Origin of the sequence: Syntrophobacter fumaroxidans MPOB, from assembly GCF_000014965.1 — a bacterium.
Lineage (GTDB): Bacteria > Desulfobacterota > Syntrophobacteria > Syntrophobacterales > Syntrophobacteraceae > Syntrophobacter > Syntrophobacter fumaroxidans.
This window is the reverse complement of record NC_008554.1, coordinates 771,666-793,938: the sequence shown is the minus strand read 5'-3', so window position 1 is coordinate 793,938 and position 22,273 is coordinate 771,666. Positions and strand designations below refer to the sequence as shown.

Sequence of the window (22,273 nt, the reverse complement as noted above, 5' to 3'; positions counted from 1 at the left end):
CCCAACCCGCGGAACTCCCTATAACACAGGGCAAATCCTTTGCCAAGACAAGGCGTGATGGCAACCGACCGAAACAGCGTTTCGCGGTTCCTCCGCGTCGCTCCCGCGGAAATTGCCGCGACCTGCGAAAGGAGTCCTCGAACATGCCTCTGCTCGGCGCTCACATGTCCATCGCCGGAGGACTGCACAACGCTTTTCAACGCCTGCTGCAGGTACGGGGAGAGGCCCTGCAGGTGTTTCTGAAGAATCAGAGGCAGTGGCACCCCCCACCGTTGAGCGCCCATGCCGTCCGCCTGTTTCAGGAGGAACGGGACAATTTCGCTCATGTCCCCGTCGCCGCTCACGACAGCTATCTCATCAACCTGGCCGCCCCCGATCCGGACATCGCGGAAAAATCGGTCGGTGCATTCGCGAGCGAGCTCGACGCGTGTGCGCAACTGGGCATCGAATTCCTGATCCTCCATCCGGGGTTTCACCGCGGCGCGGGAATATCCACGGGCATCGCCCGCTTCGCGAAAAACCTGGACCGTGCCTGTGCCCTTGCGAAAGCGCACTCCGTGACCGTGTTGATCGAAACCACCGCGGGCCAGGGTTCCGGAATCGGGTCGAAATTTGAGGAAATTGCGGACATGTTGATGAAGTCGAAGGCCGGCCGGCCCCTCGGAGTCTGCTTCGACACGTGCCACGCGTTTGCCGCGGGATACGACCTTCGAGACGAACGCTCCTACGAACGCACGTTTGACCGCTTCGAAAAGACCATCGGACTCCGTTTGCTGCGCTGGTTTCACCTCAATGATTCCAAGGCGGGCTTCGGTTCCCGCGTCGACCGGCACGAACACATCGGTCGGGGAAGGATCGGGCTCCAGGGGTTCCGCCTGCTCGTCAACGATCCCCGTTTCGAGTCACATCCCATGGTGCTCGAAACTCCCAAGGGCAAGGATCTTCGCAACGACAGGAAGAACCTGGCGACGCTCCGATCGTTGCTGAGATCCGTTGACGATTCTGAAAGCGAACCTTTCGAAGAAGATCGAGAGGCCGATCCTGAAAACGGGGGCGAACGACGCCCCACGCCTCGGGATCCGGCGGGATCGCTCAAACGAGGGAAACCTTCCGGTCACACCTGATCGAAAGGGAAATCTCACCCGCCGGGACCATGGTCAAACCGGAGTCCCGTTCGGGGGGATGTCCGGGGCGGGCGAAATGAAACCCGTCCCCGTCGTCCCGTGCACGGGACGCAGCGCGTCATTTCCCGGGCCGCCTGTGCCCTTCCGGTCCGTTCTAAGCCTGCAGCTCCATCGCGGGATGCAGTCCCTGCAGGGCTCCTTCCGTGATATGCCGTACAACGCTGTGGGAGATGTTGGCGTTTTTCTGTGCGTGCCCCATTCCGTGACCGCTCGCAAACAAAGCTCCGTTCGCTTCCAGGATGTGCTCGATACGGTGTTCGAACCCATGAACGAAGGCGGCTCCCTTCCCCCGGAAAACCAGGTTGCCGCGCTTCAATTCGCCGTCGCACCGGGATAGATCATCCAGGCTGACGGTGTTCGCCGCGAGATCGGCCCGATTTCGGATGTATCCGTAGACCAGGTGCCTGGGCGGAATATCGACGGCCTCATCGAGGTCCGCTATCGTGTGGGGCATGACGATACTGTGTTCCCCGATGGTCAACGGATGGTCGGAAGAACCCCGGAGGAAGGAATTGAAGCCGACGAACACGTTTTTCCCGAGTCTGGCGAATACGATCTTGCCGCCGTGCGCGGTGACATCCCGTCCTTCCAGGTTTGCCCCGACCAGGATACAGTTCTCCTGAGCGTTCGAACCGTCTCCCATGACCGTGTCTTCGACGTACGCCCGCTGGGCCACGAGAACGTCGGAGCCGATGCGGGCATTCCCTTTGACCACGGCGAATCGGCTCACCGAAGGACGTTCGGGAACCGGGACATCCGGGTGGCCCTCGGCCATGTCGAACCGCGCATCGATATCGGATTTCCGCTGCGCGACAAAATCACCGATGATACCGCCCGGCTCACCTCCCGGTTTGAAACGGACATAGCGCTCCAGGACATCGCGATCGAAGGTGTAGCGGCATTCAAACTTGTCTTTCGCCCTGACCCAGACGCATCCGTCCTCCACCCGTTCACGATACAGCTCTCCGGCCTGGACGTAGGAGAATGTTCCGACGACGCTGTCCTGCACCGACGTCAGGTCCACGGTGGCAAACGGACCGAGATAGCTCCCGCGGATGGGTGATCCGTGAATATTGGCGTAATGCATGGCGATCGTGTCCCGAATGTCGAACACCTCGGGAGACCCGGGATCGTGACAGTTGCTGTGGACGAGCGTATTGACAAGATAGCTGTTCCGGACATGGATCACTTCGTGGTCCTGGACGGGAACCTTCATGCCGGAGCAACTGACCGTATCCCCCTTGCACTTCAGTTCATCGCCGCGAACGTCCGTTTGGAAAAGCACCGAGCGTTCCACAACACACTGGCCAAGGAAATAGCTTCCCGCCGCGTTGCTTTCGCGTATCACGTAACGTGCGGGATGGTGCCCGGTAAAGGCGTAGACAGCCCCCTGCCGGGTGAAGCTCGGCAGGGGGATCAACTCGCGCACATACGGTCCCACGTCGGTGAACGGCTCCTTCAAGTGTAAGTTGGCGCGATCGATCACATGGCCTATGAGTCTTTGCAGCTGCTCCATGCGCACTCCTCTTCTGGTCGGCGGCGGCCCGCCGGCATCGTACGTTGAGAACCCCACCCGTCGGCACGTTGAGATGAAGGCAACTCGGAAGTGAAAGACCCCGTGCCGATCCTCGGCACCGCCCCGACGCCGCGGCCGCAAAACCGCGGCATTGCACTCCCGGGGTGAAAGGAGAAGACCCGCCCCGGCCGAATTCGACTCGCGAGGAACGGGACATCCCCTTTCGGGGCTGCCTGTTTCCACTCCGAAAGACGCAAAATGAAACACCGGTTGAATTGAAAGCGAACCTCAATCGCCTGATGGAACAAGGATTCATAATACAAGGTTTCACGGGAGTGTCAACGGGGGGGCAGGAGAAGACGCCGGTTCGCCGAGCACATGCTGAAAGACCCGACCGATCGCATGCACGGGAGGGCTTGACCGCATCATGTCAGAGTTCGTTCAGCTCGGGGGCAACACCACGAACACCGAGTGCCTGCGCGACCGACCGTGCAATCGCGATGATGCCGCGGCTCCGACAGACCCGAAAGAGCACTGGCGACGGCACGCAACGGGAAGCCGGAACGCACAAACCGCTCGCGCATCCCCGGCATGCCGATCGGTCCGTTGTCATTCCTCCGTCTGGGCCAGGAGGATCCTCTTGATTTCGGCGTTGCGAATCCGCATTTCGTGTTCGGATTTGCGGACATACGCATTCACGATCTTTTCGATCAGTTCCCTGTTCTCGGTCGGTTTCATGAGGTAGTCGAAAGCTCCCATCTCCATCCCCTTGACCGCCGTTTCAACAGTGGCGTGTCCCGTGAACATGATGACTTCGACGAGGGGTTTCAGGGTCTTGATCTCCCTGAGCGTGGAGATTCCATCTTTGCCCGGCATCAGCACGTCCAGAACCACCACGTCGACGTCCGTATCCCGGAGCATCCCAACCCCTTCGTCTCCGTCCAGAGCCTTTACCACCGAGAAACCGCGGTTTTCCAACCGTTCGGCGAGAACGTCGAGGAATTCCTTTTCGTCATCGATGATCAAAACACGGATTTTCATCTGCAAACCTCCCTGGGGTCCGACTAACGGCAACGATTTTACGTGCCTTCCCACCGAATCGAACAGCCTTCACGGCCGGAAACGCCGGCGCAAGCATCACCCGGCCTCGCATCCATCCGGGCTCCACGCCGGCACTCGACAGGCATCCTTCAAGGCATCGACAAGCGCATCGATATCGACGGGCTTTTGCAGGTAACCGCACGCGCCTTGGCGCAAAGCGCAATCCTTGTCCTTTTCCGAGCCGTGTCCGGTCAGGATAATCACACGAACCTCCGGATGGCGGCTCTGCAGGCGCCCAAGAATCGTCAAGCCGTCGATTCCCGGCATTTTGAGATCCAGCACAATCACGTCCGGAATCCTCTGCGCCACCAAGGCAATCGCCTCCTCGCCGTTCAACGCCACTTCCGTGTCAAATCCCCGGATCCTGAGCCGCTCGCACAGCGTGGTCACGAATTCCTCTTCATCATCCACCAACAGAATTCTCAAATCAATACATCCCCAAAATCTTCAGAATCGGCAACACCCCCTGGAACCGGCGACCTTACGGCGTCCATCGTTGTTATACCGAGGTCCGTTCAGGATTACACAACACCTGCCCGGCCGAAGGTGACGCTCATCGGGATAAACCCCACCCCTATCGACCGATATCCCGGTCAGAGGCAGGAGAGAGCTTTATGCCCTCCCGCCCCATGCACCCATCTTGAACGCAATTATCCATGCCCCCTGCGACACCCGCGAAGCATGAAAACAGACTCACCCGGGAATCTATTTTCCAGGTAGTTGCCCATGATGCTCGCCGCGCCCGCAAACCTGGTACTACGCGTTCACCAGAGCGATTTCCACGCCGAAACAGGATGAGGCGGGTTCGACCGTCGCGCCGATGCTTCCGGCCAACAGGACAAGCTCCTCCCAGTCCGCGGCACCCGTCATTTCGCACGTCAGCCCGACCCGATCGTCCGCGCCTCCGGTGGCATGCACCCGGACGATGGCTTCGCTATCGTTGCCGACGACATCGACCGCAACCTCGGTACCCGGCGGAAGCCGTGTCCAGCAGCATTCCATGGCCGCGAACACCGCCGACTGGAGCCGAAACGGCGAGACGCACAGCCGGGGCCTGTCCCCGGACGATCCGACGTTGAGCTCGATCCGCTTCAGCCTGGCGAATCGTCGTGCCAGGAACACGGCGTCCTCCAGGGCCTGGTGCAGGTCGACCCGCGCCCTGGACTCATCGGGAGTGTGAGCGAACCGGTTCAACCGGTCCGAAAGCTCGACGCCCCGGCGCACCTGGCCCATCACGCTCGCGAGGCCCCGGTTGAACCGGTCCCGCTGAGCAAATTCCACTTCACGGTTTACCGCCAGCAGATCCTCGAGCAATCCGGCGGTCTCCTTGATGATCGCCAGCACGTTCTTCATCTCGTGGGTAACACCGGCGGTGACTCTCCCAAAGAACTGCAATTCCTTCGGTTCCATCTTCCCTCCGTGCTCCTGGCGAGTATGAGTGCGCGGCGGTTGCCGGACAGGATTTTCATCGGGACCGACACCGCTCGACTCCCGGGCGCGAAGCGCCGATTCGGGAGGGCGTAAAGCCCGCCTCCTGGACCAAAGGCAGACCAACCCGTTGAGCGGGGGCGGAGCGCAGGCCCGCCTCCGGTGAATCGTGCTTTCCCCGTCCCGCGTATGGGAATCCCTCAGTTCGGAACTCCGTTCCGACGGGCGAATCGGGCCGTGCGCAACGATCCGTGATCAGGCTTCTCCGGATTCCCGGCTTTTCTTATCCTTGAGCTTTCTGTACGCGCTTTTCATGGTACGGGTCAGGGTATCGATATCGACCGGCTTTTCGAGATAGGCACATGCACCCAGCCCCAGGCATTCCCGCTCGATCTCCTTCGACCCGTGGCCGGTGAGCACGATCACTTCGACGTTGGGATGCTCCCGTTTGACCCGCCTGAGCACTTCGAGCCCGTCAATTCCGGGCATCTTGAGATCCAGCACCATGACCTCCGGCTCATCCTCGGCGACCAGCGAAAGGGCTTCCTCACCGTCATACACGACGGCTGACGCCATGTCGCGCATCTGCAGGCGTTCGGACAGCGTCTGAACGAACTCGCGCTCATCATCCACCAAAAGGACTTTCGAAGGCACCGGCAACTCGAAATCGAATTTCCGATAGACGTCGGACTGATAGTAGCCTGAACCGACCCTGGTTTCCACCCCTGTGACGCCGGACACCTTCCCGGCCAGCGCCTTGAGCTCCTGTTCGAGCGCCGACAGGCGCATCACGTGCTTGTTGATGCTCAGGGTAACGGTGCCGCACTCCGCCTCCACCCCGACGTCATGACCGGCCAGAGCGAGTTTCAATCCAACCTCGGCGGCAAGTATGAAATCCTCGACCGCCTGCCGGGAAGCGTCGGTGACCCGCAGGACATCCGAGCGAATGTTGTCGCACACGACAATGGCGGCCGACTCCACGGAGTTCTTGTCCATTGGAAGAACGATATCGTAGAGCTCCGGACTCCAGGGGTCCTTCGATTTGAAAAGATACTCCACCCAGAGCACGAAGCTCTCGTCTTCCCTGTGGATCCTGCGGGCGGCTTCCTTTTCGTCCAGGTTCTCCTTTTTCGAGAGGACCGTGGCCCGGTGTTTCATGTCCGCGATGGTGAGCACCTTCAGCACATGGGAAATGCCCCTCGGGATCATGTGACCGATGAGGCCGAACAGCAGAAAGTCGTCCGCGCGCATCCGATCGGCCAGCGCCCCCCGTAGAAAGGCCAGGGAACGTTCCCGTTCGTGGGTAAACTTGTTGAAAACCGACGGCTTCCCGGCCATTGCCTTGAGCAGTTTGGATTCCTCGACTTTGAACCGTTTGGAAGCCTCCCGGACGATCTCCCGGTCGTCAACCAGATCGTATCCCAGCATTTCCACGAGTTCTCGGGCCACCTCATCGCCGTTGCAGTAAGAGCCATAGAAAAGAGAGATGACTGGCATCGCGTTTTTCCTCTGAATCTCTGAAGTTCAATGTTTACAGAAAACACACCGCCTGCAGTGGACAACTGTCTTCACACTGTGTGTGCGCTTTCGAATGAATGCTTTCGACAGCCCTTTCGAGGCTCGGGTAAATGTTCTCCTCACCGATTTTTTCCAGGAGATGCGTGCGCTTCATGACCGCCAGGACATTCTCGTTCACCCCGCTGAAGGAAATCCCGTACCCCGCGCTCCTCACCCGGTCCACGATAAGGGACAGCGTTTCCTCCCCGGATGCGTCCATATCATTTATACCATTGGACACGATCAAGAAATGCCTCAACTCGGGCATCGACATTATTTTTTCGGATACCTGTTCCTCCAGGTAACCGGCATTGGCATAAAAGAGCTGTCCATCGAAGCGGATCACGGCGATGTGACGGCATTCCCTGAGGCCGAAATCCCGTGCGCTCTGGTACGAGCGATCGGGATACATGGAAAGGGTCGTCACTTTCGGTCGCATGCTCTTGTACAGGAACATCCCGAGGGAGAGCGCGACACCGATCATGATGCCCTTGTCGAGGTGGGGTGCCGTGATGAGCGTACAGACGAACGTGACGACGGAAAACACCCCATCGTACCATTGCGCCTTCCAGGCGTGAATGAAACCCGAAACGTTGATCAGGCCGATGACCGCCATCATGATCACCGCGGCCAGCACCGACTGGGGCAGATAGTAGAGGAGCGGGGTGAGAAACAGCAACACGATGCCCACCGTCACGCTGGTGAAGACGCTTGAGAGCCCGGTCACGGCCCCCGCCTGGATATTCACGGCCGACCGTGAGAAGGACCCGGATACGGGAAAGCTTTTCCCGAACGCTCCGATGATGTTCGCAATACCCTGCCCGATGAGCTCCTGGTTGGGGTCCAGCCGCTGACCGGTCTTTGCGGCCATTGCCTTGGCAATGGAAATGGCCTCCATGAATCCAAGGAGCGAGATGATGGCCGCGATGGGAAGCAGGTGAAGAACCGCCCTCAGATCGAACTTTGGAAGCGAGAGGGCAGGCAGCCCCTGCGGGACTTTCCCGACCACGCTGCCGCCCCCCATCAACATCAGCCCTCCCTCGTCCAGGGGTGAATTCCCGACCTTGACGCGCCACACGGAACCATCGGCCTGTCCCTCGACCGGAGCCCGACCTTTCAGATAGTAGGATTCCCGGCCGTCGGGTGAGGTCACGCGGGTGAAGAGCAGCGAGCGGATGGCGGTCCTTTTGTGGTGCGTTTCCTCCTTGAGCTGATCCATCCGGGCGACGATGAGAGCGGTCTGATGCCGCAGTTCGAGGGTGACGGACGCATGAGGCCCCTGGCGCTCTTCCGCATCGCTCAGCCTGGGACCCAATTCGGCGCGGTCCGCGCCGAGCTTTGCGATTTCCCTGATGCCCGCATTGAATTCTCGAACCAGTTCCCGGCATTCTTCCGATGCGATCAGGTCCAGCGGAGCCTTGACGTTCTTCTCGAAGCCCGTGGCCCACGAAATGATCGTCGTCAGCACCACGGCGACCAATACGTATGGAATGCGCTTGTCGATGCGCCGCAATACATACATGACCGCGAACGCAAACACGCCCAGCGCCAGGCTCGGCCAGTGCGTGTAGGTCAACGCCGCCTCGGCCACCCGGTACACGGTTTCGTAGTGATGCTCCGCATCATCCACGAAGACATCGAACATTTTGGACATCTGCGAGGTCGCGATGATGATGGCGCCCGCGTTCGTGAAGCCGTTGACCACCGGGTGGGACAGGAAATTCACGACCAGTCCGAGCCTGAGAATCCCTAGGACCAGTTGGAAACCGCCCACGATGAGCGCCAGGAGAATCGCGTATGCAACGAAACCCTCGCTGCCCACTGTGGCCATAGGCCCCAGCGCAGCGGCCGTCATCAGGGAAACGATGGCAACGGGGCCGGTGGCCAGTTGGCGGCTCGAGCCGAACAATGCGGCCAGCATCGGCGGGAGCAGCGACGCGTACAGTCCGTAGTGGACGGGCATTCCGGCGAGCTGAGCGTACGCCATGGATTGAGGGATCAATATGAGCGCCACTGTCAAGCCGGAGATAAGGTCCATTCTGACGGTCCCGATGTTGACCTCTCTGATCCAGCTCAGGAATGGGAAAACACGCCTTAACATGACAAGAACATCTCCTGTGTTTCCATTGATGTGAACCGACGGATTCACGCACCCGTCAATCCGTCGCGGACCCGGCGGACCGGGCGCCGTGGTTCATGATGCAGGCGAATGGCCGTGGAAAGCGGCATCCCGAAAAACCGCATCGGGCTATCCCGTATCGAGGATGCCGCCGATGGTTTTCATCAGTTCATCGATGCTCAAAGGTTTCATGAGGAAAACCGCGCCGTGGAGCGCCCCGATCCGGAGCTCCTCTTCGCTGATCCCCTGCCCGGTGAGCAGTATCACCGGAAGGGACGGGCATTCGATTCTAAGCCGTCTGAGGAGTTCCATCCCGCCCACCCCCGGCATCAGGACGTCCAGCAGCACGAGGTCGGGGCGCTCCTGCCTGATGGCGGGCAATGCGTCCTCTCCCCTGAATACCGTCCTGACATCAACCCCGCGCAGCCTCAGGCGCTCGGCCAGGGTCGAGGCGAACTCCTCCTCGTCATCCACCAACAATAATTTCCATTGCTTCATTTGCTATCCTGAAGATCCTCCGCGGATTTTCGGGGCAGGTACACGGTCATCGTGGTTCCATGCCCTACCTCGCTCTGCACCTGGATGTCGCCGCCGAGCCGTTTCGCGATCCCGTAGGTGATCGAAAGGCCAAGGCCCGTTCCGCTCCCCTTCTTGGTCGTGAAAAACGGTTCGAAAATATGTTTGATCGTCTCCGGCGACATGCCGCAGCCGTTGTCCTGAATGGAAACGGCAAGGGTATCAATGTCATGCTCCCATGAAGTCACGGAAATCCTGCCCCCGTCTTCCACGGCGGCAAACGCGTTGTTCAAGAGATTCAGGAACAGCTGCTGCAGCTGGCCCCGGTCGGATGCAATGCGGGGCAGGCTCTCCGCCAGTTCCATTTTGATCTCGAGGTTCCGGTAAAGCGCTTCCTTTTCCAGGAAAGAGAAGGTTTCCCGGATCACTTCGTTCAGATCCAGCGTCTCGATATGCACTTCCATCCGGCGGGCGAATCCGAGCAGCCGATGCGTGATGGACCGGCAGCGGTGCACGGAATTCAGGATCGAATCGATGAGGGAAAGGAATTTCGCCTTTTCGGGAAAGTCCGCCCCATAGCCGATCAGGTCTTTCATCAGGCCTGCTTTTTCATTGATGATGGCCATGGGATTGTTGATCTCGTGAGCCACCCCGGCGGCCAGCCGCCCGATGGAGGAGAGCTTGTGGCCGTGCTGCATCTCCCGAAACGCCGCCTCCCTGCGTTCGTCACTCTCCCGCAAATGCCTCACCATCACGTTGGTCAACCGAAACACCACCAGGAAGATGAGGATCACGCTCACGAGAAACACGAGGAACAGCTCGGTTTTCAGAGTCGTCCAGGCCCTCAGCACCTCGGCCCTCGGCTTCACGACTGCGAGGATGTACGGAGAATGGGGAAAGTAGGTGTAGGCCAGCAGTATTTGCCTGCCCTGCGTGTCCTGTTCCTCGAGCACGGTCGCCTCGTTGGTGAACGGAGGCAGAGGCATCGGAAAGGGTTCGAGCACTCCCCCGTACCACTTGGACGGAGTTTGAAAAATGCCGCTCCTGTTGAGCAGAAAGGCGTCGCTTCTCGGGTCGAGGCGCATGGAGGCGATCAGGTCATTGAACCTCTCCGTGTCTATGGTTGCGCGCAGGATCCAGATCCTGCCCTCGTTGTTGCGTTTCTGGATGGCGATCACGATATGCGGAAATTTCCGGTAGCCCATGAACACGTCGCTGATATAACTTCCGCGGATCTGCACTTCGTGGAACCAGCTCTGTTCATGATAGTTCTTACCTTTCAGCTCGTAAGGCCCCACGTAGCTGACCTGCACTCCATTTCCGTCGATGAGCCCCAGGTCGACGAATCCGCCGAATTCCTGCCGCGTCACCGTGAAAATCCGATTCAGGGTATTCTCGTCGGCCAACTGATCGAAGCTGTAGGCCGAAGCGATGAAACTGACGGCGGACAGCCGTTCGGCCAGGAACAGCTCGAAAGAATGCCGGGTCTTGTCCACCAGCACCCGCAGAGGATTGAGGATTTCGTCCTTGAGCGACGTCTGGTACTGGTGATAGTTCACCACGGCCATGAAAAACAGGGGAAAGATGGTGACCAGGATCATCAGGATGATCATGTTCCTGCGAAGCAACCGGTAGCGCTCCGGGGATTCCCCGCCTTCCGGAAAATCAAGCAGTCGAACCTTCGTCGGCCATTCCCATTTCATGGAATTCACTTCTCCGTCGCGCCGCCGTCGCCCGGGCGCGCCATGACCCGAGGCAATGCCGTGCCCTTCGGCGGCGGGCCGCATCATCCGTGTTATCGAAGCTCTGCCCGGGGGTTCCTGAAGAGGTTATCGCTTGAGGACTTGAACGCGGATTGGACGGGGCGCGCTTCCGCCTCCCGCTTATCCGAATGAAGCGTAGACAAGGAAAGGGAACCGAGGCCGGTTATCCCTATACAACAGCTTGCGGTCCGACCGCCATTAAATTCATAATTCGTGAAAAAGATCTTTAACTCACCACCCAAACCGTCCGGTCTTTTGCCAACTGGATCACCTTGTTGCTGATACGACCCATGAAGAACTCCTGCACCCTGGACAGGCCCCTTCGGCCCACGACAATCGTGTCGCACCCTTCCCGCTCGGCTTCCTCCATGATCGCCACCGCCCTGCTGGCGGCTCCCGTCACGATCTTATCGCGTATCCGCTCGGCGGGCGCCCCAGCATCCAGGAGACAACGCCGTGCCTCGGCAAAACGCGGCTCCATGGCCTTTCTCACCTGTTCGAGCTCTTCCCGGACTCGGTCCTGCAAGGCCGGATCGTCGTCTTTGAGCGCCATCCCCCCATACAATCGCTGGAAAAGCGTGACGCTGCGAATCGCATGGAACAAGGTCACATCGCACTGAAACGTGCCTCCCGGCATTTCGGCTACATGACGCACCGCCAACATGGCCCCGTCCGAGACGTCCATTCCGATCAGGATTCTTTCGGGGCCCGCATTGCCCCCAATCACCCAGATGGGCACATTCGAGACTTTCTCGATCACCTTCTGCGCGATGCTTCCCAGCACAAAGTCCTTCAAATCGCTGAGTCCGCTCCGGCCAAGCACGATCGCATCGTAGGAATCCAGGGCCTCGGAGGCGATGTCCCGAGCGATCCCCACCTTCCGGTTCCGGGTGAGGATCGACACGGCACCTTCGGGAAAACCCGCGGCCACGAATACTTCCCGCGACCTTTCCATGAAGTCCCGGGTCAGTTTCTCCTGCTGCTGCTCCCAGGCGCCGATATTTACGATCCGATAGCGATACGCAGGCTCCTTATCCATGTCCAGGAATGATTCCGGCACTCGTGTCACTACATGGAAAAGCACCACCTGCGCCGTCCCGGGGGAAACCGCCCGACTCACGTAGCGCACCGCCTCGAAGGCCTGCTCGGAACCGTCTACAGCCACCAGGATTCGCTTCTGCTTCTTGGATGTCGCCATCTGGCCTTCCTTCCTCGCTGAGCCGAAATAAACCCCCACTCGGTCCCCCGGAACGCGGCACGGAGATCATGAAGTCCGGGGTTCCCCCTCCTCCCGGGCGGAACTCTCGCCCGGTTGCCCGTCGACCACCGCGGCCGTCTCATCCCGGGAACCGAGGACCCTCGAGAGGTCCTTGAGTATCTTCTCCCGATGGTGATTGTACGATGCGTCATTGGACATGATCATGTCCAGTTGGCGCGTATGGATGATCAGGTAGCCGAGCATCTTGAGCTTGCGTTTCATGTACGATTCATCGAAACCCTCGATGCGGGCAAGAACCGCGTCTTCCTTTACCTCCACCCGAAAACCGTATTCGTCCAGGATGCCCGAGACGAAAACAACCCGGCGCAACCGTCTTTGAAAATCGGCTGCCCCCCCCTTGAACTGAAAGCTGATGTAGTTTTCATGGGGCCGTTCTCCGACAAGCGCCTCGATCGTGCAGAAATGGAACCCGAACCTGGAGCTGAGGCTGCAGAAATTCCTGGAGAGCATGAAATAGTTGCGATTGACGTAAGGGGACGGCATGGACGGATCGAGAGCCGGATTGGCGCTCGCTTCCAGAAGGATGGACATAAACCCCTTGGAATCCACGGGCGGCGGACCTTCCCACGGCACGGCCACGATCCCTTCCCACAAAGCGAGCATGGGAATGGAGACGATGTTGTCCAGATGAACGAACTTACCCGGAACATCCTCCCTGAAGCCGTCATCCAGGTTGATGATCCACCATTGCATGGGAACATCGCACACCAGCTGCTTACTGGCTCTTTCCGAGAAATGGTGGTCGTTTCCGAAGCTGAACATCTCCTTGACCGATTTTTCGTGGCAGAACCGGGTGATGTCGTGGAGGGTACGGCAGTTCTTGGGTTTGAAATCGGACGAATCGGGATCCAGGAGGTTCAGGGGCACGATGTGCTTGTCGACCTGGCGCAGTATCTCGTAGACCGGGCTTCCCACCATCAGGCCGGTCCTGGGCTTGGCCCGGCCGAGCAAGGCTTCCACCGTCCCTTTGTACACCCTCAAGGCGTCCGCGTCCACCGTCACCGCCTCGCCGTTTGCGAGCTTTTCCGTGGCCTCCGGAACACCGAAGATTGCCGGCACACCGAACTCCCGGGCGACATTGGCCAAGTGGCCCGCGGCGCTGCCCTGCTCGGTGATCACCGCCGAGGCATGTCCCAACAGCGCGGCCCACCTGGGCAAGGCCTGCTGAGTGACCAGCACGCTGCCCCTCGGGAAAAGAAGGGTGTCGCTGTTCTTGCGGACCACATACACCGGGCCGTATCCCACCCCCTGACTGGCCGTGACGCCCGAGCTCAGAAGCACCTCGCCGAAGACCGTCTCATCCGCCCCTTCGGCCCGAACGGCCGTGCCTTCACTCACTTTCAACGGTCTGCACTGCAGCAGGGTGATGGAACCGTCCTTGTCCACGGCCCATTCGATGTCCTGCGCACAGCCGTAGTGATCCTCCAGGACCATCGCGATGCGCGCCAGCTCCAGGGCCTGGGCGTCGGCAATCGACGGCTCGGCGCTCTTCTCCTCCACCACGTCCAATCGGCACACCCCCTCATCGGGATAGCACACGAACTGGTGGCTCTTGTGCTGAATCTCTTTTCGAACGATCGTGGGCGGCTCGCTCCTCGAAACGACGAACTCGTCGGAAGTCACGCTCCCGTCCACCACCGACTTGGGCAGCCCCCACACCGAGTGAATGTGTATCGAGTGATCCCTGATGTTCATGGGGTTGCAGGAGTAGGTCACCCCGCCGGCGATGCCGTTGATCATCACCATGCACCCGACGCTCATGGCGACCTCTTCGGCAAGGATGCCGCGCTCCACGCGGTAGGAGATCGCCTGGAGGCTGTACTTGCTGGCAACGATTTCCTTGTAGGCCTCCATGAGGTTTTCGGAGCTCACGTTCAGCTCGGACCGATACTGTCCCGCAAAGGACGCCCCCAGAGCGTCTTCACCGAGCGCACTGCTGCGCATCGAAACCTTCACCCCAGCCCCGGCCGTCCGTTCCAGCGCCTCGTATTCGGCGCGAATCGCCCGTTCGAGGTCTTCGGGCATTTCCGCCCGTATGATCAACTGCTGAATCTCCGAGCTTACCGCATAGAGCTCGTCGAGCTTGTCAACCGCCGAGGACTGCAGGATGCGATCGATTTCCGGCTGTAAGTCATTAGATTCAAAAAATCTTTCCTGAGCTGCCGAGGTGATCGCGAACCCGGGAGGGACTCTGAGGTTCAAATTGTTGAATATCTCCCCGAGATTAGCCATCTTGCCCCCGACCAGGTCGGCCATGTTCCTGTCGATCGATTCGAAGGGAATCACGTACCGGTCCCCCGCAAACGACTTCCTGGTCTGCAGGAGTTGGTTGATGGAATCCTGGATGTCCTTGAACCGCCCGAACAGGTCCCTGTATTTTCCGGGTGCAAGCTGGTCGAGGTTTTGGACCATGCGGAACACATTCACGGAAACCGCCGTGCAATTCGCGCGGATGAAGGACATCCCGAAAGGACGGTGTCCCCGCAGGGCGTACTCCATCTCCGACATGATCTCCAGTGCCTTGTTGTTGGCGGCCAGCAGCAGCTTGAAACTGTGATAACGATCCTTGAACGCAGTCCGCAGCGCTTCCACGTCCGAAGGACGTGGCGCTCCCTTATCTTTCCCGCCGAACTTCAGTTTTCTCAAAAATCCAAAGAGACCAGCCATATGGAACGATCACAGACTATGGAAACTCGAGGGTTGTCAACAGGTTTGCGCCCGAAGGCGCTCGCGGAGGGAATGAGCGGTCGCAGCGGCGGTTATGATGCCGCGTGCGCGCGTAGCCTCTACTTCCGGGTCGAGACCTTCTCGACGACTTGTTCCGCACGCCGCTGGTGCAGACTCTTTTTCTTGTAGGCATCCTGCAGCTTATACAGGAGCTCGTCGATGTCCATGGGCTTGAGCAGGTAGTCGAAGGCGCCCAGTTCCATTCCTTCAATCGCCACCTCCATGTTCGCGTGCCCCGTGAGCATGATGATCTCGATGACAGGATACTGCTTCTTGATTTCCCTGAGGGTTTCCAATCCGCTCATGCCCGGCATTCGCACATCCAGGACCACGACGTCCGCAGGCGCTTCCTTGAGGACCTCGAGGGCCTCTTCTCCACTGGTCACGGCATCCACTGCCAGGTTGCGCTTCCGGAGCCTCTTGACCAGCGTTTCCAGGAAATCCTTCTCATCATCGACCAGCAGGACACGAAACGAGTCCACGGAAATCCCCTCCTCCATTCTGGGCCATTTCAAAAGAGTCCTGTTCACGCGATCCAATCAAAAAATTATACACCATATGAGCCCTTCGACAAAAGGCTCCTTTTTGAAATAGTCCCGTGGATTCGGAGAAATCCTATCCGTTTTTAGACGCGCAAGGTCAGAGGTCTTCTCCCGCATCCTCCCCGACGCTTGAGAACCGCTCGGGGTAAAACCTCGCGAGCATCTCGCGGACGGCATCCTTCAACAGGTCCATATTCCCGTTCTTTTCGATATAGGTTTGGATGCCGTCGCCGGCTCCCCGTTCGGAGCTTTCGGCAAGAAAGGTGTGAATGACGATCGGGATTGGTGGGCGCCTGGCCTGGATTTTTTCGAGAAGAGCGACCTCCCCGGAGTAGGGAAGATCCGGGTCCAGGATCAGCAGATCGGGAGGGCTGTTTCCATGGACAAGCCGTGCGGCCTCTTCCCCGTTCCTCGCCGCCTCGACCTCAAAACCCTCCATGGCCAGTTCTCTCTGAATGAGTTCACGCACGTTCGGATTGCGATCTGCCACCAGTATTCGGAAATGCCGCCCCATGGGTGCCCGTCCTCGATGAACGTTGCTGAATACGCGAACCGCGATGAGCGCTTCGACTCCCTGCGGGGTCACCCCGGGCCAGAGAGCCGCAAAGGGCGGGCGCGGCGATGAAGCCGCGCCCGCCGGCCACGATCGGAAATCCTCACAACCGGACAAGGAACACTACGACGTCCTTTCCGCCGGCATTTTGACGAGGTACACGGAGCAGGGGCTGTATTTCATGACCTGGGAGGCCACGCTCCCGAGCTTGAAACGGGATGAAGTGCTCAACCCCCGGCTTCCCATGATAACGAGGTCGATTTTCTCCGTTTCCGCAAAATCGATGATCGCGTCGGGAACCGAGATGGAGGTCGCCACGGTTTTTGACCCGGTGGGAACGACGTTCTGGGCGTCAAGGACCTCCAGGGCCTGCTTCACGGCTGTGTTCGCCAGGTTTTCGATGCTTTCCATGGTTCTTTCCCTCCGCTTGGGAGAGATCTCATGGTCTTCCATACCGCCGATGAAAGGGACTACGCTGATAACATACACCTCAGCGCCCTTGCACTTGACGAAATCGACGGCGACTTTGAGCGCTTCCAACGAATGCGCGGAACCGTCTACGGGAACCAAGACCTTCATTTTCCCCTCCTATACTTCCTTTTTCACCTTCGCTTTTTTCATGCTGAGCCCCATCCCGTCGAACAGGTAGAAGATGGCGTATCCCCACCACATGGTGTACAGGACGTAGAAAACAAGAAGGCCGGTCATCAGAAAGGCCTTGTCGATAACCCGCTGTGACTCGATACCGTAAAAGTTGTACGACGGCTCAATCCCTTTTCGCATCACCGAGAGGATAACGCTCGCCTCTTCGATCTTCTTGGCTTTCTGGAGTTCCTTCACCGACTTGTTGAGCGCGCTCCACCACACACTCATCACTTCCTTCTCATCGAACCCGTAACGGGCGGCGATTTTCGCGCCCTCATTCTTGTACATCGCATCGGAGTCCGCCAGGGCGCTCGCCAGAGTTGCGCCGAGGTCCCCGTTCAGGGTCAACTGCTTGTCGTTCGCAACGGCCTGAGCTCCGGCCACGGTGAATACCTTGACCGCCTGCTTGGCCGCTTCCGCGCTGTCCATGGCCACCGTGACGGAAAACGGTTTTCCTTTGAACTGCTCGGCGTTTTTGCCTATTTCAGGAATAAAATAGGAGGAGCCTTTTGAGAGCTTGTTGAACAGTTCGTCGGAATATTCCAGGCCATTGATCTTGCCTTTCTGCCCGGGGAAAATCGGGGAGAAAATCAGCGCCAGAACCCCCACGAAGCTCACGGCAAACAATAAGCCCATATTGAAAGTCTTCTTGTGCCTGATCAGCATAGCTATTCCTCCTCCCTCAACGATCCGATATTGCTGAAGAACTTGCTGAAAATCCAAATACCGAAGGCTGCGACGACGATCCAGAACACGATGTTGCCGAAGGTCTCGATTGCCGAATATACCGGCTTCGGAATGTTAAACACCTCCAGCTCAGTGAGCTTCTTGGGCAACGTGGCGGCCCGGTTGACAAATCCGGCGATGATCGAAACGGCGTAGAATCCACGGATGTGGATGCCCTTCACGACCTTGGTGGTGAGCGCTCCGACCTGGATGCCGAAAAGCGAACCGATGAGCATGCCCATCGCCAGGGTGTAAAAGACGTAGCCGTAAATCGCGTACTGTCCGATCGCGGCAAGACCGGCGGTGAAGATGATCTGCAGAATGTCGGTGCCCACGGTCGTCATCGAGGAAACGCCGAAGATGTACACAAACATGGGAAACGTGACAAACCCGCCGCCGACCCCCATGATAGCGGCCAGAATACCCACCACGACGCCGCCCAGCGCCACAACGACGCCGGAGATGCGTTTCCCGCCGGGAACGAAATCCTCATCGAACTGGATCATGGGCGGAAGGTTCATGGACTGGAGCTTGAGGGCCACGGACGGGGTTCCCGAAGGGCCGCCGCCGTGAGCGTCGCCGCCTCCCCCGGGCGCTTTTCTCGAGCGCAGGAAGTCGATGAGGGCGTAGAAGCCCAGGAATCCGAGAAGAATTGCATAGACCGCGCTGATGAATGCTTCGCTCAGGAGGGGATCCTTGTTGTAGAGCCCCTTGTTCAAGGCGCCGCCGATAAACGTTCCGCCTGCGGACCCCACCAGGAACGCAACGGCCAGCTTGGTCGAAACGTTTCCCAGCTTTTTATGGACGGCCGTACCCATGATGGCCTTGGCAAAAATGTGAAACAGGTCGGTGCCGACGGCCAGGATGCCCTTGACCCCGGCGGCCATCAACGCGGGGGTGATGATGAAACCGCCGCCGGCGCCGATACACCCCGTGATGAGACCGGCCGCCAGCCCGATGGCCATGGACACCACGAAGATCATGGTCGAATAATAGGCGGGAGCGTAAGCTTCCTTCCCCCCCAGCAGGGAAGCCGCTTCAAGCAGCGACCCGGCCAGGATCGGCGTGAGCATGAGCAAGAGAATCAGCAGCTTCTTCCTGTTCCTGATGATGGACAACGAGACTTCGTAGTCCCATCGCGCGTGAGCCACGGAAGCGGCTTTCAAGAACTCATAAACCTTCCTGGGAACACTCATTGAAAAGACCTCCCTGATGCTGTTGGTTGCAAAAACATGTGCTCTTCCCCTCCTTTATCCAATCATCCCGTTATGTTGGCTTATTCCGGCGGGGAACCCGCCGGGATTGCTTGCGGGACACGCAAGTGATCCTTGGCAATGCCCGTGCCAAATGCCGCATGACCGGCGAGATTTTTCAACCGAACGATTTCAAAGGGGAAAAGCGACGGACTGAGAAATTGAAGTGCGTTGAGGCGCGCCACGGGGTGTCAGGTTTTTTTACAGTCCGTAAAGGAATGGTCGAAACGCGAAAAGACGGGGCCGGGGACCCCCTTCCCCACGGGCAGGCGTGGCGGGGGCAATTTCATGGAAAAACAAGGGGAAAGGGAGCCGGGCCGGGCATCGTCCACCGCCCGCGATTCGCACCGAGCGGTTGCCGGGGCGGCATCAGCCGGAAATTCATGGAGAGCCGACAGAGGGAACGGCGCGCCGGACCGGCTCCGGCAGGCAAGCGTGCGCAAGCGATCAGGGCGTCTCGCCGCTCAATGGAGCCCCGGCCTTCAAACGGTATTTTTCGATCTTGGACAGCAGTGTGGGGCGCGACAGCCCGAGCAGCCTGGCGGCTCGAGTCCGGTTGCCGCCCGTCAGATTCAGGGCCTCGCCGATCAGAAGCCCGGCCAGGCGATCCATGATCGAATCGAAAGCGTTTCCCTCGCCCTCGGAGAGCAATACTCTCAGCAACCACTGCCGGATGGTTTCGTCGCTGAATTCATCTTCAGTCCCTCTGAGCGAGGCTCCACTGCCGATCGCCTTGCTGAAGTCCTCGGCCGCGATCGGACACCCGCGGCTGAAGATCAGGGACTTCTGGACCGCATTGGCCAACTCCCTGACGTTCCCGGGCCAGGAATACCCCTGGAGCACTCCCCTCGCCGTGTCCGCCATCCCCGGGTTGTCGATCTCCATTTCCCGGGCATACCGCATGAGGAAATATTCGGCGAGGAGCGCCAGGTCCTCGGGCCGCTCCCGCAGAGGCGGCAGCCACAAGGTCACCACTTTCAGCCGATAATAAAGGTCTTCCCGGAATTTCCCCTCGGCAAGCGAGGCTTCGAGATCGCGATTGGTCGCGGCAATGATTCGAACGTCCACGGGAATCGGTTCGCGCCCCCCGAGACGCTCGATGCTCTTCTCCTGCAGCAGCCTCAGAATCTTCGCCTGGATCGAGAACGGCATGTCCCCGATTTCATCGAGCAGAACCGTGCCCCCGTTGGCTTGCTCGATTCTCCCGACCCGGCGATTGACCGCGCCCGTAAACGCGCCCTTTTCATAGCCGAACAGCTCGCTTTCGAGCAGGGTTTCCGGTATGGCCACACAGTTGATCACCAGAAACGGCTTGTCGGCCCTTTGGCTGTGCTGGTAGATGGCCCTCGCAACCAGTTCCTTGCCCGTTCCCGATTCCCCTCTGATCAGCACCGTGGCGTCGGTGGATGCGACCCTGCCGATGGCCTTGTAAACCTCCTGCATGGCCTTGCTCCGTCCGACGATGGCTTCCTTGGAGGCCGCCTCGGGGATGACGTCCAGCTCGACGCGCGATCTCATGAACCGCCCCGCCTCGATGGCCTGATCGATCAGCACCAGGATTTCGGGGATGTTGAAGGGCTTGAGCACGTAGTCGAAGGCCCCCATTTTCGTCGCCTCGATGGCCGTCTCGGTGGTCCCGAACGCCGTCATGATGATGACCGGCAGCCGCGGTTCGAACCGGCGTATCGCCTGGAACGTTTCGAGACCGCTCATGCCGGGCAGGCACACATCCATGATGAGCAGGTCCAGCTCGGCCGAGCGCGCGACGGCCAGCCCGGCCTCCCCCGAAGGCGCCGTCTTGACGGAATGCCCTTCCTGGCTGAGCAGCTTCTCGAAGCTCTGCCGCAGTTGAGGATCGTCATCCACAATCAGGATCGCAGCCAAGCGCCGTCCTCCTTACACGGAAGCGTAATGATGAACGTGGCCCCCTTGCTCTGCCGGGCCCGCAGATTGAGACAGCCTTTGTGTTCCTCGATGATCCTCGCGGCAATACTCAACCCCAGCCCGGTGCCCTCCTCCTTGGTGCTGAAAAAGGGCTGGAACACCTTCTCCCGGATAGCCTCCGGGATCCCGGGCCCATTGTCGCTCACGCGCACCACAGCCACGCGCCCCTGCGGTTCGGTGACCCCCTCCTCCTCGCGGATCAGGATCTTCCCTCCATCCCCCATCGCCTCGCAGGCGTTGACGATGAGGTTCACCAGGACTTCCTTGAGTTGCTCGGGATCCCCCTCGATCTCCGGCAGCCGGCGCTGCCGGTAAAGCTCGAGCGTGACCCCGTAAGATTCGATCCGGTGCCGCAGCAACTGGATCGCCATGTCCACGACATCGGACGGGCTGATCCGCTGCATCTTAAGCTTCGGAGGCCGTGAGAACTCAAGGAAGTTTTGCAGGATGTTGTCGATGTGACGAATCTCATCGGAGATCACGTCGAAGTCCTCCTTCTGGTTGGAGGACAGGTCGAGGGTCCTTTCCATCGTGAAAAGGCGCATCTTCACCGATGTCAACGGGTTGCGGATACTGTGCGCCACCCCTGCCGCCAGTTTCCCCACGAGGGCCAGCTTCTCGGACTGGAGCAGATGCTCCCTGCTCTGTTGCAACTGGGTCTGGGTCCGGTCCACGTCCTTGAGCAGCCCGTGCACATTCTCCGCCAGAGCTTTCACCTCATCGGCGGGGCGGGAACCCGTTCGTCCGGTCTCGACGGCCAGCCGGCCGATGGGCTCGAGGATCCGCCTGTGAATCAGGATCACAAGCCCAAGGCCGAGCGCGATCCCCAAACCCATGACCGCGAAGGAAATGGAACGCAGGAGGCTCATCCGTTCCAGGATGTTTGTCCTCACCAGGGATATTTCGCGGTACTGCATCTGTTTGTACTGCTCGCAAAGCTCCCTTACGGAATAGAAGGGATTGCGGGTTTCCCGGACGAGCTTCAGGCCGCCATCCCTGTTCCCGGAATCATAGAGGCTTATCGCCTGGTCCCTTGCGCCGTTATGACGAACGTACTTGGACTCGATTTCGTTGAGCAGCTCATGGTGCCTGTCCGAACGGGACAGCTCCCTCGCCTTCTTCAGCCATTCCTCGAATCCCAAACGGTGATGATCCAGCTGGGTCAGCCACTCGGCGTTCCCGTCCAGGAAATAGTAGCTCAACAACCCCCTCTGCATGGCCAGAGCCGTTTCGAGCTCCTGGGTGACGTTCACGGCCGCCACGCTCGTGTCAATGGAATTGACGAAAAGCGAGGTGGCGCGCCGTATCCACCAGATGCCCAACAGGCTCGAGGCAATGGTCACCGACACGAGCAAAACGATCACCGTCAGGATTCCGCCCCGCAAACCGACACGATTGATCATACCCCTCGGCACCCCTG

Annotated in this window: 18 protein-coding genes; 1 reads left to right on the top strand and 17 read right to left on the bottom strand. The window is 59.4% G+C overall.

Features of this window, described 5'->3' with window-relative positions:
- Positions 1-143 precede the first annotated feature (143 nt).
- On the top strand, positions 144-1,124 hold the full coding sequence (locus tag SFUM_RS03390; RefSeq protein WP_011697531.1) for a deoxyribonuclease IV: 981 nt from the start codon (positions 144-146) through the stop codon (positions 1,122-1,124).
- Positions 1,125-1,278: 154 nt separating this feature from the next.
- On the opposite strand, the gene SFUM_RS03385 is transcribed toward SFUM_RS03390, so the two are convergent.
- The 17 genes from SFUM_RS03385 to SFUM_RS03305 form a co-directional block, all read right to left on the bottom strand.
- On the bottom strand, positions 1,279-2,700 hold the full coding sequence (locus tag SFUM_RS03385) for a glucosamine-1-phosphate N-acetyltransferase / UDP-N-acetylglucosamine pyrophosphorylase (protein WP_011697530.1): 1,422 nt from the start codon (positions 2,698-2,700) through the stop codon (positions 1,279-1,281).
- 609 nt (positions 2,701-3,309) lie between these two features.
- Positions 3,310-3,741 (bottom strand): response regulator, encoded by a 432-nt coding sequence (locus SFUM_RS03380; protein WP_011697529.1) that lies wholly within the window; start codon positions 3,739-3,741, stop codon positions 3,310-3,312.
- A 96-nt stretch (positions 3,742-3,837) separates the two neighbouring features.
- A complete protein-coding gene (locus tag SFUM_RS03375) occupies positions 3,838-4,227 on the bottom strand; it encodes a response regulator (RefSeq protein ID WP_011697528.1) in 390 nt (129 codons plus the stop codon).
- 330 nt (positions 4,228-4,557) lie between these two features.
- On the bottom strand, positions 4,558-5,211 hold the full coding sequence (locus SFUM_RS21320; protein WP_011697527.1) for a sensor histidine kinase: 654 nt from the start codon (positions 5,209-5,211) through the stop codon (positions 4,558-4,560).
- 273 nt (positions 5,212-5,484) lie between these two features.
- Positions 5,485-6,726 carry a response regulator gene (locus SFUM_RS03365; protein ID WP_011697526.1) on the bottom strand — a complete coding sequence of 414 codons (1,242 nt, stop codon included), beginning with the start codon at positions 6,724-6,726 and terminating at the stop codon, positions 5,485-5,487.
- Positions 6,727-6,760: 34 nt separating this feature from the next.
- Positions 6,761-8,887 (bottom strand): SulP family inorganic anion transporter, encoded by a 2,127-nt coding sequence (locus tag SFUM_RS03360; RefSeq protein WP_011697525.1) that lies wholly within the window; start codon positions 8,885-8,887, stop codon positions 6,761-6,763.
- 147 nt (positions 8,888-9,034) lie between these two features.
- Positions 9,035-9,403 (bottom strand): response regulator, encoded by a 369-nt coding sequence (locus tag SFUM_RS03355; RefSeq protein ID WP_011697524.1) that lies wholly within the window; start codon positions 9,401-9,403, stop codon positions 9,035-9,037.
- Positions 9,400-11,124, bottom strand: coding sequence for a sensor histidine kinase (locus tag SFUM_RS03350; protein WP_011697523.1), 1,725 nt, complete (start codon positions 11,122-11,124; stop codon positions 9,400-9,402). Before SFUM_RS03350 ends, SFUM_RS03355 begins: the two co-directional genes overlap by 4 nt.
- 286 nt (positions 11,125-11,410) lie before the next feature.
- Positions 11,411-12,382 (bottom strand): universal stress protein, encoded by a 972-nt coding sequence (locus SFUM_RS03345; protein WP_011697522.1) that lies wholly within the window; start codon positions 12,380-12,382, stop codon positions 11,411-11,413.
- Positions 12,383-12,448: 66 nt separating this feature from the next.
- Positions 12,449-15,130, bottom strand: a complete 2,682-nt coding sequence (locus tag SFUM_RS03340) for a PEP/pyruvate-binding domain-containing protein (RefSeq protein ID WP_011697521.1) — start codon at positions 15,128-15,130, stop codon at positions 12,449-12,451.
- A gap of 119 nt (positions 15,131-15,249) precedes the next feature.
- Positions 15,250-15,672 carry a response regulator gene (locus SFUM_RS03335; protein WP_208597169.1) on the bottom strand — a complete coding sequence of 141 codons (423 nt, stop codon included), beginning with the start codon at positions 15,670-15,672 and terminating at the stop codon, positions 15,250-15,252.
- A 157-nt stretch (positions 15,673-15,829) separates the two neighbouring features.
- Entirely contained in the window at positions 15,830-16,246 is a 417-nt protein-coding gene (locus SFUM_RS03330; RefSeq protein ID WP_011697519.1) for a response regulator, read from the bottom strand.
- Positions 16,247-16,408: 162 nt separating this feature from the next.
- On the bottom strand, positions 16,409-16,864 hold the full coding sequence (locus SFUM_RS03325; RefSeq protein WP_011697518.1) for a universal stress protein: 456 nt from the start codon (positions 16,862-16,864) through the stop codon (positions 16,409-16,411).
- A gap of 9 nt (positions 16,865-16,873) precedes the next feature.
- Entirely contained in the window at positions 16,874-17,596 is a 723-nt protein-coding gene (locus SFUM_RS03320; protein ID WP_011697517.1) for a type 2 periplasmic-binding domain-containing protein, read from the bottom strand.
- A gap of 2 nt (positions 17,597-17,598) precedes the next feature.
- Positions 17,599-18,852: a sulfite exporter TauE/SafE family protein gene (locus SFUM_RS03315; protein WP_011697516.1), complete on the bottom strand. Its 1,254-nt coding sequence runs from the start codon at positions 18,850-18,852 to the stop codon at positions 17,599-17,601.
- A gap of 504 nt (positions 18,853-19,356) precedes the next feature.
- On the bottom strand, positions 19,357-20,793 hold the full coding sequence (locus tag SFUM_RS03310; protein ID WP_011697515.1) for a sigma-54-dependent transcriptional regulator: 1,437 nt from the start codon (positions 20,791-20,793) through the stop codon (positions 19,357-19,359).
- Positions 20,778-22,256: a sensor histidine kinase gene (locus SFUM_RS03305; RefSeq protein WP_011697514.1), complete on the bottom strand. Its 1,479-nt coding sequence runs from the start codon at positions 22,254-22,256 to the stop codon at positions 20,778-20,780. The genes SFUM_RS03310 and SFUM_RS03305 overlap by 16 nt, the downstream gene beginning before the upstream one ends.
- Positions 22,257-22,273: the final 17 nt, after the last annotated feature.

Excerpts from the sequence above, each read along its gene's own strand:
- SFUM_RS03390 (WP_011697531.1), top strand. The coding sequence starts at position 144 with ATGCCTCTGCTCGGCGCTCACATGTCCATCGCCGGAGGACTGCACAAC.
- SFUM_RS03385 (WP_011697530.1), bottom strand. The coding sequence starts at position 2,700 with ATGGAGCAGCTGCAAAGACTCATAGGCCATGTGATCGATCGCGCCAAC.
- SFUM_RS03380 (WP_011697529.1), bottom strand. The coding sequence starts at position 3,741 with ATGAAAATCCGTGTTTTGATCATCGATGACGAAAAGGAATTCCTCGAC.
- SFUM_RS21320 (WP_011697527.1), bottom strand. The coding sequence starts at position 5,211 with ATGGAACCGAAGGAATTGCAGTTCTTTGGGAGAGTCACCGCCGGTGTT.
- SFUM_RS03365 (WP_011697526.1), bottom strand. The coding sequence starts at position 6,726 with ATGCCAGTCATCTCTCTTTTCTATGGCTCTTACTGCAACGGCGATGAG.
- SFUM_RS03360 (WP_011697525.1), bottom strand. The coding sequence starts at position 8,887 with ATGTTAAGGCGTGTTTTCCCATTCCTGAGCTGGATCAGAGAGGTCAAC.
- SFUM_RS03355 (WP_011697524.1), bottom strand. The coding sequence starts at position 9,403 with ATGAAGCAATGGAAATTATTGTTGGTGGATGACGAGGAGGAGTTCGCC.
- SFUM_RS03350 (WP_011697523.1), bottom strand. The coding sequence starts at position 11,124 with ATGAAATGGGAATGGCCGACGAAGGTTCGACTGCTTGATTTTCCGGAA.
- SFUM_RS03345 (WP_011697522.1), bottom strand. The coding sequence starts at position 12,382 with ATGGCGACATCCAAGAAGCAGAAGCGAATCCTGGTGGCTGTAGACGGT.
- SFUM_RS03340 (WP_011697521.1), bottom strand. The coding sequence starts at position 15,130 with ATGGCTGGTCTCTTTGGATTTTTGAGAAAACTGAAGTTCGGCGGGAAA.
- SFUM_RS03330 (WP_011697519.1), bottom strand. The coding sequence starts at position 16,246 with ATGGGGCGGCATTTCCGAATACTGGTGGCAGATCGCAATCCGAACGTG.
- SFUM_RS03325 (WP_011697518.1), bottom strand. The coding sequence starts at position 16,864 with ATGAAGGTCTTGGTTCCCGTAGACGGTTCCGCGCATTCGTTGGAAGCG.
- SFUM_RS03320 (WP_011697517.1), bottom strand. The coding sequence starts at position 17,596 with ATGCTGATCAGGCACAAGAAGACTTTCAATATGGGCTTATTGTTTGCC.
- SFUM_RS03315 (WP_011697516.1), bottom strand. The coding sequence starts at position 18,852 with ATGAGTGTTCCCAGGAAGGTTTATGAGTTCTTGAAAGCCGCTTCCGTG.
- SFUM_RS03305 (WP_011697514.1), bottom strand. The coding sequence starts at position 22,256 with ATGATCAATCGTGTCGGTTTGCGGGGCGGAATCCTGACGGTGATCGTT.